The following is a 15,797-nucleotide window of genomic DNA, read 5'->3' as shown; positions in this document are numbered from 1 at the left end:
TGCTGGTCTGTCTACTTCCGCTTGTTACGGCTGTCCCGGACACCCTTGTGGGTGCCGTTCTCCGTACCGTTCTCGTTGTCGTACTTCTCGTACGCGTCGACGATACGGCCGACCAGCTTGTGCCGGACGACATCGTGGGAGGTGAGCCGCGAGAAGTGGACGTCGTCGAGGCCTTCGAGGATGTCCTGCACCTGCCGCAGACCCGACTTCGTCCCGGAGGGGAGGTCGACCTGCGTCACGTCACCCGTGACCACGATCTTCGACTCGAAGCCGAGCCGGGTGAGGAACATCTTCATCTGCTCGGCGCTGGTGTTCTGGGCCTCGTCCAGGATGATGAAGGCGTCGTTGAGCGTACGGCCACGCATATAGGCCAGCGGCGCGACCTCGATCGTCCCGGCCGCCATCAGGCGCGGGATCGAGTCCGGGTCGAGCATGTCGTGCAGCGCGTCGTACAGCGGGCGCAGGTAGGGGTCGATCTTGTCGTACAGCGTGCCCGGGAGGAATCCGAGGCGCTCGCCCGCCTCGACCGCCGGGCGGGTCAGGATGATGCGGCTGACCTGCTTGGCCTGAAGTGCCTGCACGGCCTTCGCCATGGCGAGGTACGTCTTGCCGGTACCGGCCGGGCCGATGCCGAAGACGATGGTGTGCTTGTCGATGGCGTCGACGTAGCGCTTCTGGTTGAGGGTCTTGGGGCGGATGGTGCGGCCCCGCGAGGACAGGATGTTCTGCGTGAGGACCTCGGCCGGGGTCTCCTGGCCGTCGCCCTCCCCGTTCCCGCTCGCTCTGAGCATGGCGATCGAGCGTTCCACTGCGTCCTCCGTCATCGGCTGTCCGGTGCGGAGCACCAGCATCATCTCGTCGAACAGCCGCTGGACGAGGGCGACATCGGCCGCTTCGCCAGTGGCGTTGACTTCATTGCCCCGGACATGGATGTCGACCGCCGGGAAGGCCGTTTCGATCACGCGCAGGAGGGAGTCGCCTGAACCCAGCAGGGACACCATGGGGTGGGCGGCCGGGACGGTGAACTGCGCTCGCGCCTGCCCCCGCGCAGGGGGCTGAGCTGTGGGTGTCTGAGTCATGGGCCGGCTCGTAGGCCTGCACGACCTCCTCAATGAGGCTCGCTTACCACGTGGGTAGCCTTCCGCACCCAGCCTACGACGGTGCACTGACAACGCCGTAGGGCTTTTCGCTCACGGTCCGGTGTACCCGGTCACGGTCCGGCGTCCGCGCTCAGGCCGATCTGCGGAAACCGATCGTCGGGACGGCCCGCCGCAGCGGCCACGGGCGGGGTCTGGCGCTTCTGGGCACCAGGTCCGCGAGGAACGCGTACCGGCGCAGGGCGGCGGGGTCCTGGCGCTCGTGGGACTGGATCTCCCGCCACCAGGCCCCCACCTCGGACCAGCCGGGGGCGGAGAGGGAGCCGCCGAAGTCCTGGACGGAGAGGGCGGCGGTGAGGCCGGCGAAGGCGAGGCGGTCGGCGAGCGGCCACTCGGCGAGGGTGCCGGTGACGAAGCCCGCGACGAAGACATCGCCGGCGCCCGTGGGGTCGAGTGCCTCGACGGCGATGGCGGGCACCTCGGCCGTCTCCCCGGTCCGCCCGTCCACCGCGTACGCGCCCTCGGCACCGAGGGTGACGACGGCGAGCGGTACGTGGTCGGTGAGGGCGCGGGCGGCTTTGCGGGGGCAATCGGTGCGGGTGTAGCGCATCGCCTCCTCCGCGTTGGGCAGGAAGGCCTCGCAGTGCTCCAGGTCGGCGAGACCGGCGAGGTCCCAGCGGCCGGTGTCGTCCCAGCCGACGTCGCCGAAGATCCGGGCACCCTTACGGGCGGCCTGGGCGATCCAGGGGGCGCGGACACCGGGGGTGAGGGAGGCGACGGCGGCGCGGGCGTGCGGCGGGCAGTCGGGGGCGGGCTCCTCCGGGGGCGGCTCGTGGCCGTGGGAGACCATCGTGCGCTCACCTTCGTACGCCATCGAGACGGTGACCGGGGAGTGCCAGCCGGGGACCATGCGTGACGTGGAGAGGTCGATGTGCTCGCCCTGTTCGAGGGCGTCCCAGCAGTACTCCCCGTAGTGGTCGTCGCCGAAGGCGGCGGCGAGGGAGGTCCGCAGGCCGAGCCGGGCGAGCGCGGTGGCCATGTTGGCGACCCCGCCGGGGCTGGACCCCATCCCGCGCGCCCAGGACTCGGTGCCGCGCACGGGGGCGGAGTCGAGCCCGGTGAAGATGATGTCGAGGAAGACGGTGCCCGTCAGGTAGACATCCCACGGCGGTTCGCCGGGCGTGCGCAGGGCTGCCAGGGGGTCGACCTGGACCTGGGGGTAGGACGGTCCCTCTCCGGTGGACGCGGTGGACGCGATCACGGTGCGCTCCCTGACGATGGTGCGGATCAGGCCAGTCTGCACCACACCACTGACAGCAGCCCGCCTCTCCCGTCCCGAAGCCGGCGCGCGCCGTCCGGGGGATCCTGAGGGGAACCTGGTGGGGCCCTGGTGGGGAGCGCTCAGCCCCCGAACTCGTACGCCTCCACCTCGGCGAGATACCGCGCCCGGCGCTCCTCGTCATGTTCCAGGAACGAGGCGAGGAAGGAGTTCCGTGCCAGTTCGCGCAGTCGCTCCTCGCCCAGGCCAAGGGCTTCCCGTACCGCCCCGAAGTTGTCTCCGGCGTAACCGCCGAAGTAGGCGGGGTCGTCGGAGTTGACCGTGCACAGCAGGCCCGCGTCGAGCATCGCGGGCAGCGGATGCCCGGCCAGGACGTCAACGGCCCGCAGCCGCACGTTGGACAGCGGACACAGCGTCAGCGGCACCCTCTCCCGCACGAGCCGCGCGACCAGCTCCGGGTCCTCCATGCAGCGCAGCCCGTGGTCGATCCGCTCGGCGCCGAGGACGTCGAGGGCCTCGGTGATGTACTCGGGCGGCCCCTCCTCCCCCGCGTGCGCCACGCGCCGCAGCCCCAGCCCGGCGGCGGCCTCGTACACCTCGCGGAACTTCGCCGGCGGATGCCCGACCTCGGCGGAGTCGAGCCCGACACCGGTGATCCGGTCGAGGTAGGGCTCGGCCGCCTCCAGCGTCTCCATCGCCGACTCGGCGGACTCGTCGCGCAGGAAGCACATGATCAGCTGAGTGGAGATGCCGTGCGCCGCCTCGCTCTCCCCCAGCGCCCGCCACAACCCGTCGACGACCGTCCCCATGCTCACGCCCCGGGCGAGGTGGGCCTGCGGATCGAAGAAGATCTCCGCGTGCCGTACGCCCTGGGCGGCGGCCCGCGCGAGATAGGCGTTCGCGAGGTCCGCGAAGTCCTGTTCGGTGCGCAGGACGGCCATGAGCCCGTAGTACAGGTTCAGAAAGGACTGGAGGTCCTCGAAGAGATACGCCTTCCGCAGCTCGTCGGTGTCGGCGTACGGCAGCACGACGCCGTTGCGCGCGGCGAGCGCGAAGGCAAGCTCGGGTTCGAGGGTGCCTTCGATGTGAAGGTGCAGTTCGGCTTTGGGGAGGGACATCAGGGACATCGGAGAATCGTACGGCTGGTTCAACGCCGTACCGCCCTACCGCCTCACCGCCGTTTCGGAACCGGCACCCTCAGCAGGTCGTGGGCGACGGTCAGCTCCCCCTCGTACCCCGCCGCCCGCGCCTGCCGCTCGAACTCGGCGGGCTCGGAGTAGCGCTGGCTGAAGTGGGTGAGGACGAGGTGCCGCACACCGGCCTCCCGGGCGACGGCTCCCGCCTGCCCGGCGGTCAAGTGCCCGTGATCGACGGCGAGTCGCAGATCCTCGTCGAGGAAGGTCGACTCGATGACGAGCATGTCGCACCCCTCGGCGAGCGCGTGCACCCCCTCGCACAGCCGGGTGTCCATCACGAACGCGAACCGCTGTCCGCGCCGCAGTTCACTGACGTCGTCGAGGGTGACGGCCCCGAGGGACCCCTCCCGCTGGAGGCGTCCGACGTCCGGCCCCCTGATCCCCTGCTCGGCGAGCCGTTCCGGCAGCATGCGGCGCCCGTCGGGCTCGACGAGGAGATAGCCGTACGACTCGACGGGGTGGGAGAGCTTGCGGGCTTCGAGCCGGTATCCGGCCGTGGTCACCAGCACTCCCCCCTCCCCCGCCACCGGCGCCTGGCCGATCTGGACGGTCTCGCGGTAGGCGGTGGCGTACCGCAGCCGGTCGAAGAACTTCTGCCCGGAGCGCGGGTAGTGCGCGGTCACCTCGTGCGGGACGCGGTCGAGGTTGATGCGCTGGATCACTCCGGCGAGCCCGAGCGAGTGGTCCCCGTGGAAGTGCGTGACGCAGATCCGGTTGAGGTCGTGGGCGGCGACCCCGGCCCGCAGCATCTGGCGCTGCGTGCCCTCGCCGGGATCGAAGAGGAGCCCCTCGCCGTCCCAGAGGAGCAGGTAGCCGTTGTGGTTGCGGTGCCGGGTGGGTACCTGGCTGGCGGTGCCGAGGACCACCAGTTCACGTGCGGACAAAGGAAGTTACCGACCTTGATTCGTTGTGCCGGCCGGCCCGGCTACCCGGGCGGCCACTGGAGGCCGCGCCCGCCGAGGATGTGCGCGTGGGCGTGGAAGACGGTCTGGCCGGCGCCGCTGCCCGTGTTGAAGACGACGCGGTAGCTGTCCAGCTTCTCCTCACCGGCGATCTCCCCGGCCTCGCGCAGCACATCGGCGGCGATGCCGGGTTCGGCGGCGGCGAGGGAGGCCGCGTCGGGGTGGTGGACCTTGGGAATCACCAGGATGTGCGTCGGCGCCTGGGGGTTGATGTCCCGGAAGGCGAGGGTCGTGTCGGTCTCCCGGACGATCGTCGCCGGGATCTGCCCCTCGACGATCCTGCAGAACAGACAGCTCTCGTCCGCCATGCGTGTGCCTCCTCACGCTCGCCGATCATTACGTGGGCATGCTATCGACCCCCGGCAGCCACGACTGGGCGCTCGGCATCCGGCACGGTCGGCACGGCCGGCTGTGAGTGAACTGTGAGATGTGTCTCATGGATCACTCTTGGTCAGAAAAGGGCTACTGGTTAGTCTCCCTTCGTTCAAAAGGTAATCAAAAAAAATAAAAATCACGGGGGGAAAGAGTGCGACCAATCAGTCGCAGTCGAGCCGTGCGCGGGGCGTTGACCAGCGCCTGCGCGGCGCTCGTCCTCGCCGGTGGCCTACAGGCCATACCGGTGCGGGCGGCGGACACGGACACAGGGAGTTCCGGCCGTACGGCCGACGACGGGGCACGGGGCAAGGACTTCTGGGAGGACGACGAGTTGCCGGCCGCCACGGCCGAGCAGCGGGCCTCCGAGCGGGCGGTCGCGTCCGGCAGGCCCGTCGAGATCGACGAGCTGACGTCGTCGACGAGCAGGGTCGTGGCCAATCCTGACGGCACCTTCACCGCCGAGGCGGCGACCTCGCCCGAACGCGTCCTCAAGGACGGCGAGTGGACGGACGTCGACACCAGGCTCGTCACCCGCCCGGACGGCAGCCTCGCGCCGCGCGCCGCCGAGGACATCCGCTTCTCCGGCGGTGGCGGCACCGAGGTGCCACTGGCCCGGCTGGTGACGGCGGGCAAGGAGTACGCGGTGTCGTCCCCGTGGACGCTGCCGAAGCCGGAGATCGACGGCTCGTCGGCGGTCTACCGCTCGGTGCTGCCCGACGTGGACCTCGCCGTGCAGGCCCACCCGGACGGGTTCACCTACCACTTGGTTGTTCACAGCCGGGAGGCCGCCGCCGAGCCCGCCCTGGAGAAGGTGAGTTTCCCGGTCGAGTCCAAGGGGCTGTCCGTGCGCGCGGGCGACTCGGGCGCGGCCTCGTTCGTGGACGCTTCGGGGCACGCCGTGGTCTCCAGCGGCTCCGCGCTGATGTGGGACGCGGGGACGGACGCGAGCGCCGACGCCCCCGCGGACACGGCCAAGAAGGCCGCGTTCAGCGCGGCCTCCGCAGCCTCCAGCGCCGTCCCGTCCGCCGCCGTCCCGACCACGGACGCCGCAGCCGTCGCCGACACCCTCAGCGCCGACGCCACGTCCCGTACCGCCGTCATGGACACGACGGTCACCGACGACACCCTCTCGATCGTCCCGGACCAGGACTTCCTCGCGAACGAGGCCACCTCGTACCCCGTGGTCCTCGACCCGCCCGCGGTCAAGGCGACCCTGACGGGCTGGACCGCGCTGTGGTCCAACTCGCCCGGCACCAGCTTCTGGAAGACCAAGCACGCGCTGGGCGTGGGCTACGACGCGTACGTGGACAACAAGAAGTCCCGCTCGCTCTTCCAGTTCGACACCCGCAGGGTGGCCGGCAAGAAGATCCTGAACGCGACGTTCACGCCGTACGCGATCTGGTCGGCGAACTGTGTGAAGCAGGACGTCAACCTGTACCGCACGAGTCAGATCTCCTCGGGCACCACGTGGAACTCGCAGAGCACGTCGCTGAAGTGGTACGCGAAGGTGGACACGGTCTCGGCCGCGAAGGGGCACTCCTCCGACTGCCCGGACGGGGACATCGAGTTCGACGCCACGGCGGCCGTCGCGCACACCGCGAAGGCGAAGGACACCCTGACCACGCTCGGTCTGCGGGCCGACGAGGGCGACCCGATCGCGTGGAAGCAGTTCATGTCCCCGCTGGATCCGGACGCCACCTCAACGCGCAAGCCCCGCCTGTCGATCACGTATGTGACGCCGCCGGACAGCAAGCCGTCGTCGGTGAAGATGTCCGACCCGAAGGTCTCCTGCTCGGCCTCCTCCGCACCGGCGCAGATCCGGGACGCCACGCCCCGGCTGACCGCGACGCCGACGTCGAGCGACGCGTCGAACGCCTCGCTGCGCCCCAACTTCGAGCTGTACAAGGGAGCCGCCACCACGGCGACCTCGCTGAAGCCGTCGACATGGACGGACAGCGGTACGGCCGGTACGGCGCAGACGGCGACGCTCGACGAGACGGTCACGTACAAGTTCCGGGCCCGTACCGAGTACAAGTACACGTGGAAGGGCGACACGTCCTCCCTGTTCGGGCCGTGGTCGGGCTACTGCTACTTCAAGGTCGACTCCAAGGGTCCGCCGGTGCCCAAGGTCTCCTCGGCCGTCTACAAGGAGTGCGCGGGCACCAGCTGCGACGCCGCCGACCCGGAGCTGGGCAGTGTCGGGATGACCGCCGGCTTCAAGGTCGAGGGCGGCGCGGGTGACGTACGCCGCTACGACTGGTGGCTCAACGGCGTGAAGCTCGGCAGCAGGACGTTCACCGCCAACACGCCGACGTACGAGGTCGAGGCCGCGCCCGACAAGCGGCTGACCAACACCCTGCGGGTGCAGACGTACGACGGCGCAGGCAACGCGAGTCCCCACGCCGACTACCTGTTCCGGGTGGCCAAGGGCTCCGACCCGGTGGCGAGCTGGAAGCTCGACGACGGCAGCGGTACGACCGCCGCGGACTCCTCCGGCGGGAACCGGCCGCTGGCCCTCACCTCGACGGCCTGGACGGACAACGCGCGCCTGGGCGGCGGTGTGAGCACCAACGGCACGAGCGGCGCGGGCGTCACCACGTCCTCCGTGCTGGACACCACCAACAGCTTCGCTGTCGGTGGCTGGGTGCGGCTGACCGGGAAGGACCACGTCTCCACCCTGGCCTCGCAGAGCGGCACCCGGATGGGCGCCTTCCAGCTGTACTACTCGCAGTCCTACGACCGGTGGATCTTCAACCGGTACTCGACCGACGCCGACGACACCACGATCGTCCGCGCGGTCTCCAAGAAGCCGCCCGTGGTGGGCGCGTGGACGCACCTGATGGGCGTGTACGACCACAACAGGAAGCAGATCCGGCTGTACGTCAACGGGCAGCTCCAGGCGGCCACGGAGTTCACCACGCCGTGGGCGGCGAAGGGCACCTTCGAGGTCGGCCGGATGAAGGGGCTGGGCATCTACTCCTCCTGGTTCGAGGGCGACCTCGACCAGGTCCAGGTGTGGAACCGGGTGGTCTTCGAGAACGAGCTGTGGGCGATCGCCAACGCCGAGAGCCCGGCCACCGGGCAGACCGAGTCCGCGCTGATCGCCCACTGGGTGTTCGACGAGGCCTCCGGCACCAGCACGGCGGACGTCACCGGCCGGGGCAACACCATGAGCCTCCGGGAGGGCGCGACCCTCACCCCCACCGACAACCCCGCGCACGGCACCGTCCTCACCCTCGACGCCGCGCTGACGGGCCGTGGTGTCGCGTCGGTCGAGCTGGACCAGTCCGGCAGTTACACGGTCGCGGGCTGGGTCGACATCGGCAGCGGCGAACTCGACGACACGGCCAGGGCGTACTCGCCGACGGTGATCGCCCACCCGGGCGCCAAGCGGAACTCCTTCCGTCTCTGGTACCGGCAGGAGGCGGGCCAGTCCGTCGGCGACTGGAACTTCGGCCGGTACGAGACGGACGTCCTCGACGGACCCGCCGCCACGGTGACGTCCGACGAGGTCAACACGCCGAGCGGGTGGGTGCACGTCGCCGGCGTCTTCGACTCGGTGAACCGGTCGATCAAGCTCTACGTCTCCGGCCAGCGGCAGGGCGACGAGGACGGCGTCCTCAGCGAGGAGGGCTTCCAGTCGACCGGGACGATGCTGGCCGGCATGGCGCGCCGCCACGACAACGGTGAGTGGGGCAACTACCTGCCGGGGCGGCTCGACGACCTCCGCGTCTACACGGGCGTGCTGTCCGAGGCGGAGATCACCCGGCTCGCGACGGTGGACGAGCCACCGGTGCCGATCGAATAGCCGTCGCTCAGCGCCCACTTCCCCCACCCGGTGTGCCGGGCCGCCGGCCCGGCACACCTCCACACACCTCTCATCCGGGAGAACCTCCACGTGTTGTCCAGGAACAGCTCACTGCTGCCCAAAAGCTGGGCATGGAGCAGAGCGAGCCGGCGCCGGCTGGCGTCCGTCGCCCTGCCCTTGTCCACGGCGGTCGTCGCCACCCTGCTGAGCGCCGCCCCGGCGCTGGCGGCCGACGAGGACCGCGACCACACCAGCCTGCCGAAGGCCAGGTACGGCAAGGCCGAGCCCTTCGACCCGAAGGTCACCGAGGTCCACGACCCGACCGTGGCCGCCGCGCGCGAGACGCTCGCCAAGGCCCGTGCGAAGGTGACATGGCCGGACGCGTCGGCCGTACGGGTCCGGCCGTCGAAGGCGGTCACCCGGGCGACGAAGAGCACGGTGAACGCGCCGAAGGTACGCGTCCTCGACCGCAAGGCCACCGGCCAACTCGGCATCGACGGGCTGGTGTTCGCCGTCTCCGGCGGCGACGGCGGCAAGGCGGCCACCACCGTCGACTACAGCTCCTTCGCCGACGCCTACAGCGGCAACTGGTCCTCCCGCCTGCGGCTCGTCAGCCTCCCCGCGTGCGCGCTGACGACGCCCGAGAAGGCGGAGTGCCGCAGGACCACACCGGTCGCGTCGGAGAACGACGGCGAGGCCGGGACGGTCACCGCGCAGGTGACCGTCCCCAAGGCGAACACGGCCGGCAGGGCAACCAAGGCCGCGCCCGCCGCGATGGTCATGGCCCTGTCCGCCGCAGCCGGCTCCGACCAGGGCACCTACGAGGCCACCCCGCTGGCGGCCTCCTCCACGTGGTCGGCCGGCGGTTCCAACGGTGACTTCACCTGGAACTACCCGTTGGAGACCCCGCCGACCCCGGCGGGCCCGGCCCCCAACCTGTCCATCGGCTACTCCGCGCAGAGCGTGGACGGCCGCACCTCCTCCACCAGCGCGCAGCCGTCCTGGATCGGCGAGGGCTTCGACCTGTCGACCTCGTACGTCGAGCGGGCGTACGGCAGTTGCGAGGACGACGGCCAGGACAAGAAGTACGACCAGTGCTGGAAGGAGGACAACGCCTCCCTCGTTCTCAACGGCAAGTCCACGCCCCTGGTGAACGAGGGCGGCAAGTGGCGGCCCAAGAGCGACGACGGCGAGCGGGTCGTCCACGACACCGGCGCCGTCAACGGCGACGACGGTGACACCGGGGAGAACGGCGACAAGGGCGAGTTCTGGACGGTCACCTCGACCGACGGCACCCAGTACGTGTTCGGCAAGAACCGTCTGCCCGGCTGGAGTTCGGGCAAGGACGAGACCAACTCGGTGTGGACGCTCCCGGTGTTCGGCGACGACTCCGGCGAGCCCGGGTACTCCTCCGGCGACTCCTTCGCCGGCCGCGCCAAGACGCAGGCCTGGCGGTGGAACCTCGACTACGTCGTGGACCCGCACGGCAACGTCATGACGTACTGGTACGACAAGGAGCTCAACCACTACGCCAAGAACGGCACCACCGGCAACGGCACCGAGTACGTCCGGAGCGGCTGGCTCAAGCGCATCGACTACGGCCAGCGCACCGACACGATCTTCTCCACCACCCAACCGGCCGCGGCCCGCGTGAAGTTCACCGTCGGCGAGCGCTGCCTGCCGGTCTCCGGCGGAGAGACCTGCGGCTCGCTGACCTCCGCCAACCGCAACGCCTGGCCGGACGTCCCGTTCGACCAGATCTGCGCCGCCGACAAGCCCTGCACCGACCAGCCCAGCCCGGCGTTCTTCACCCGCAAGCGCCTGACCGACGTCACCACCCAGGTGTACGACGGCTCCGGCAGCGCCGAGACCGACTACCGCGCCGTCAACGCCTGGCACCTCGGGCAGACCTTCCCCGACCCGGGCGACGGCTCCGACGCCGGCCTGTGGCTGGACTCCATCAAGCGCACCGGCAAGGCGGGCACCGACGCCTCCCTGCCCGCGGTGACGTTCAGCGGCATCCAGCTGCACAACCGTGTCGACCGCACCGGTGACGACGTCGCCCCCTTCATCAAGTGGCGCGTCCGCTCGGTCCTCTCGGAGACCGGCTCCAAGCTCACCGTCAACTACTCCAAGGAGGACTGCGTCGCCGGCACGGACGTCCCGTCCGCGCTCGACACCAACACCCGCCGCTGCTACCCGGTCAAGTGGATCCCGCCGTCCAACCCGACGCCGGGCACGGACCCCAAGCCGCGCACCGACTTCTTCCACAAGTACGTCGTCACCCAGGTCACCGAGTCCGACCCGTACGGCGGTGCCCCGCTGAAGCAGACGGACTACAGCTACAGCAGCGGCGGTGCGTGGGCGTACGACGACGAGTCGCCCATCACCCAGGCCAAGTACCGCACCTGGGGCATCTGGCGCGGCTACCAGAAGGTCACCACGACCACCGGTGAACCCTCGGGCACCCGTTCCAAGTCCGTGTCCCTCTACTACCGGGGCATGGACGGCGACAAGCAGTCCGGCGCCACCACCCGCAAGGAGACGGTCACCGACTCCACGGGCAAGGCGGTGACGGACTCCGAGCAGTTCACGGGCCAGTTGCGTGAGCAGATCACGTACAACGGGGTCGACGGCGCCGAGACCAGCGGGTCCATCAACACCCCCTGGTCACGTACGACCGCAACGGCCAAGCACTCCTACGGCACGGTCAACGCGTACATGGTCCGTACCGCCTCCTCGGTCACCCGCACCCCGGTGACCGGCGGCGACACGCTGACCTCCACCAAGTCGACGACGTACGACCCGACGAGCGGTCTCGCGCTGAAGGAGGAGACGGACGCGGCGGGTGAGAAGGACTGCGTCGTCACCGAGTACGCCGTCAACGAGTCGGCCTGGATCCGGTCGCTGCCCAAGCGGGCGGAGAAGGTTTCCACCGGGTGCGACGCGACGCCGAAGCGGACGAACGATCCGAAGACCACCGACGTGATCTCGGATGTGCGGGTCTCGTACGACGACCAGGCCTACGGCAAGGCACCCACGAAGGGCGACGCGACCCGGCAGGAGCGGGTCACCGGCTACAACGCCGACGGCACCGCCGTGCTCCAGACCGTCACCACCGCCAAGTACGACGCCCTGGGCCGCCTCACCGACAGCTGGGACACCAAGGGCACCCGGACCAACCACGCCGTGTACACCCCGGCGGCGGGCGGTCCGCTGACCAAACTGACCGAGACCAACGCCCTCGACCACTCCACCACCACCGAGTTCGCCCCCGACTGGGGTGTGCGGACCTCCACCGTCGACCCGAACGGCAACCGCACGGACCTGGCGTACGACAGCTTCGGCCGCCTCACCGACGTATGGCTCGCCGACCGTGACCGCGGTGCGAACCAGACGCCGTCGCACAAGTTCGAGTACCGGGTCCAGAACACCGACGCGTCCTGGGTCGCCACCAAGTCGCTGAACAACGACGGCACCACGTACCGCACCGAGTACGCCATCTACGACGCGCTGCTGCGGCTGCGCCAGACCCAGACGCCCGCCGCGTCCGGCACGGGCCGGGTAGTCACCGAGACCAAGTACGACACGCGCGGCCTCGCCGTGTCGTCGTCGGCGGACTACATCGACACCACCGCCCCCTCCGGCAAGCTCGCCGACCTGCTGACGGCGGCCCCGGCCGGCACGGAGACCGTGTACGACGGTGCCGGGCGGCCGGTGATCGAGAAGGTGCTGACCAACGAGAAGGAGTTCTCCCGCACCACGCACACCTACAACGGCGACACGACCACCGTCGAACCGCCCGCCGGTGCCCCGGCCGTGCGGGAGAAGGTCGACGCTCGCGGCCGGCTGACCGAGAAGCTGGAGTACGACGGCAACAAGGCGACCGGCTCCTTCAGCCGCCTCACCTACGGCTACGACCACGCCGACCGGCTGACCTCCGTCAAGGACGACGACGGCAACTCCTGGTCGTACGGCTTCGACTTCCTGGGCCGCCAGGACAGCGTCTCCGACCCCGACGCGGGCGCCGGTTCGTCCGAGTACAACGACCTCGACCAGCAGGTGGCGACCACCGACGCCCGGCAGAAGACCGTCGGCTTCACCTACGACCTGCTCGGCCGGACCACCGGCAAGCTCGACGGCAAGGTGCCGGTGGTGAACGGCGCTCCCGCGCCGGAGGACGCCAAGTACCTCGCGCGCTGGACGTACGACTCGATCGCGAAGGGCCGGCTCACCTCCGCCATCCGCTACGTGGGCGGCAAGAGCGGCAGCGCGTACGCGCTCACCAACGCCAAGTACGACAAGAACTACCGGGTCCTGAACGAGCAGTACACGATCAGCAAGACCGAAGGCGCCCTGTCCGGCACCAACGGCACCTGGACCATCACCAACGCCTACAACCTCGACGGCACTCCGCAGAAGCGCACCATCCCCGCGATGGGCGGCCTCGGCCAGGAGGTCCTGTCGTACGGCTACACCGAGCAGCGCATGCCGGACACCCTGCAGGGCCTCACCGGCATAGTCCAGAACACGGACTATCTACCGGCCGGCGAGAAGATCCGCACCACGCTGGGCGTCTCGTCCTCGGCGGACTGGACGGAGATCAACCGGTCGTACGAGACCGGCACCAAGCGGCTGGCCCGCCAGAACGTGGTCTCCGAGACCCACACCGGCACCGACGCGGACGCATACTACCGCTACGACCTCGCCGGCAACCCGCTCGAGATCGAGGACAGGGCCACCAGCCCGACGGACCGTCAGTGCTTCACCTACGACGGCCACCGCCGCCTGAAGTCCGCCTGGACGACCACAGCGGACTGCGCGACCGCGCCCGCCACGGCCAACGTGGGCGGTCCCGGCAAGTACTGGCAGTCGTTCTCCTACGACAGCGCGGGCAACCGCAAGACGTCCACTGACCACCTGTCCGGGGCCACCACCTCGTACGTCTACAAGACGGCCGACCAGCCCCGCCCGCACGCCCTGGCCTCCACCGAGACCAAGAAGGACGGCGCGGTCACCGCCACCACCGGCTACACCTACGACAAGGCGGGCAACACCGACCTCAGGACAGTCGGCGGCAAGACCCAGAACCTCGACTTCAACACCGAGGGCAGCCTGGAGAAGGTCACCGAGGCGGACAAGTCGACCACCGAGTACCTGAACGACGCCGACGGCAACCGTCTGATCCGCCGCGACGCCACCGGCACCACCCTCTACCTCGGCGAGACCGAACTGCGGCTCGACAAGGCGAGCGGCAATGTGTCGGCGACCCGCTACTACGTCCACGGCGGCGAGACCGTCGCGGTGCGCAACGTGGCCGGCCTGACCTGGATGGCAGGCGACCACAACGGCACTGCCAGCGTTCAGATCGAAGCGGCGACCCAGCGGGTCACCCGGCGCCAGATGAAGCCGTTCGGCGAGGACCGGGGCACGGGCGCCACCGCATGGGTCGGCGAACGGGGCTTCGTAGGCGGCACGCAGGACCCAACAGGCCTCACCCACCTGGGAGCACGCGAGTACGACCCGTCCACCGGACGGTTCGTCAGCGTCGACCCGCTGGCGGACCTCACGGACCCGCAGCAGATCAACGGGTACGCCTACAGCAACAACAACCCGGTCACCTTCGCGGACCCGGACGGCAAGTTCTTCTTCGCCCTCATCGCGCTCGTCGTCGCGATCGTCAGACTCGTCGTCGCGTACTACAACTACGTCTCCAACAAGTCCTCCAGCTCCGGCAGTTCCGGCGGCATGTCCACCATGGGCACCGGCAGCTACGGGAGCGGATCCTCCAGTACGGGGACCGACTGCTCGGCCACGTACCCGGCGTACAAACCGGGCTGCAACACCAACGTGGAGCCCGAGGACCCACGTGCGGAGGGCTCCTTCAAGGACGCCGCGGCGGGCTTCGGCCACAACCTGCTCGCGGGCTGGGGCGCCATGGCCGAACTCACCCCGGCTTGCTGGTTCCAGGACTGCAGCCAGCCCATCGACGCCTACGACGACTTCGTGGAGGGCCAGGGCGTCGACGAGGACTCCCAGGCCTACGACACCGGCGACGACGTGGCCGAGGTGGCGGGCTGGATCAACCTTCCCGGTCTGCTCAAGTCGGTGGCCAAGAAGCTGGTGAAGAACACCAGCAAGAAGGAGGCGAAGGATGTAGACGTACCGGGTCCCTCCTGCAAAAAGTGCTTCCTCGCGGGCACAGACGTCGAGATGGCCGACGGCTCGACCAAGGACATCGAGGACGTCGAGGTCGGCGACGAGGTTCTGGCGACCGACCCGAAGACGGGGGAGACCGGCGCCCGCAAGGTCACACGCCTCATCATCACCGACGGCGACAAGCACTTCAACGAGCTGTCCATCGCGACCAAGGACGGCATCGAGAAGCTGACCGCGACCTATGAACACCCGTTCTGGTCACCGTCGGAGAACGACTGGGTCGAGGCGGGCGACCTCACACCGGGCATGACCCTGCGCACGGACGAGGGCGACACTGTCGTCGTCACCGGAAACCGCGCGTACGACGACCACGTCCGCACGTACAACCTCACGGTCGACGACCTGCACACGTTCTATGTGCTGGCGGGAGATGTACCGGTCCTGGTGCACAACAGTACGCCCTGCATTTCCACCAAACTGAGCCAAAAGCAGTATCGACACGTCGAGGGACGCCCAGAATTCGGCGGCGGTTCATATCTCAAATCCTTCAATGACGGGGAACAAGTTCTCGACGCCTACCACGCCGGCCGAACAACAGTCCTTGGCACAACCAAGGAGGGGCACACCGTGATCCGATACGATGGCGTCACTGGATACAACAACAACCCGGGAGCCGGCTATGTTGACCAGCCGACGAATGTATTCATGATCAAGGGAACCGCAAAACCCAGCATCGTCCCGACCAATCCGAACTGGACTCCATGAATTGAATGCCCTGGACCGCGAAAATTACTTCGTCATTCAAGCCATGCAGGCCACCCTCGGATTGATCACTGAAAATGTTTACGCAATCGCAGTTCAGGTAGACACTGAACGGATTACTCTACATTTCGCAGTGTCGAACATTTCCTCCGACTTCGA

At 69.1% G+C, this 15,797-nt stretch carries 7 protein-coding genes; 2 read left to right on the top strand and 5 right to left on the bottom strand.

Going from position 1 to position 15,797, the window contains the following annotated elements; translation table 11 throughout:
* Positions 1–11 precede the first annotated feature (11 nt).
* From OG595_RS29040 to OG595_RS29020, 5 genes are all read right to left on the bottom strand, one after another.
* On the bottom strand, positions 12–1,079 hold the full coding sequence (locus tag OG595_RS29040) for a PhoH family protein (RefSeq protein ID WP_329277043.1): 1,068 nt from the start codon (positions 1,077–1,079) through the stop codon (positions 12–14).
* Between the two features lie 151 nt (positions 1,080–1,230).
* On the bottom strand, positions 1,231–2,358 hold the full coding sequence (locus tag OG595_RS29035; RefSeq protein WP_329283284.1) for a carbohydrate kinase family protein: 1,128 nt from the start codon (positions 2,356–2,358) through the stop codon (positions 1,231–1,233).
* Between the two features lie 140 nt (positions 2,359–2,498).
* Entirely contained in the window at positions 2,499–3,494 is a 996-nt protein-coding gene (locus OG595_RS29030; protein WP_329283281.1) for an adenosine deaminase, read from the bottom strand.
* A gap of 53 nt (positions 3,495–3,547) precedes the next feature.
* Positions 3,548–4,456, bottom strand: a complete 909-nt coding sequence (locus tag OG595_RS29025) for a ribonuclease Z (protein WP_329277041.1) — start codon at positions 4,454–4,456, stop codon at positions 3,548–3,550.
* Between the two features lie 41 nt (positions 4,457–4,497).
* Complete coding sequence (locus OG595_RS29020) at positions 4,498–4,842, bottom strand: histidine triad nucleotide-binding protein (RefSeq protein ID WP_329277039.1); 345 nt, start codon at positions 4,840–4,842, stop codon at positions 4,498–4,500.
* A gap of 245 nt (positions 4,843–5,087) precedes the next feature.
* Between OG595_RS29020 and OG595_RS29015 the strand changes: the two genes are divergently transcribed.
* Positions 5,088–8,717 (top strand): LamG-like jellyroll fold domain-containing protein, encoded by a 3,630-nt coding sequence (locus tag OG595_RS29015; protein WP_329277037.1) that lies wholly within the window; start codon positions 5,088–5,090, stop codon positions 8,715–8,717.
* 90 nt (positions 8,718–8,807) lie between these two features.
* Complete coding sequence (locus OG595_RS29010) at positions 8,808–15,641, top strand: polymorphic toxin-type HINT domain-containing protein (protein ID WP_329277035.1); 6,834 nt, start codon at positions 8,808–8,810, stop codon at positions 15,639–15,641.
* The last annotated feature ends 156 nt before the right edge of the window (positions 15,642–15,797 follow it).

Source organism: Streptomyces sp. NBC_01451 (genome assembly GCF_036227485.1).
GTDB lineage: Bacteria > Actinomycetota > Actinomycetes > Streptomycetales > Streptomycetaceae > Streptomyces.
The sequence above is the reverse complement of the archived record's forward strand: the minus strand, read 5'-3'. Positions and strand labels throughout refer to the sequence as shown.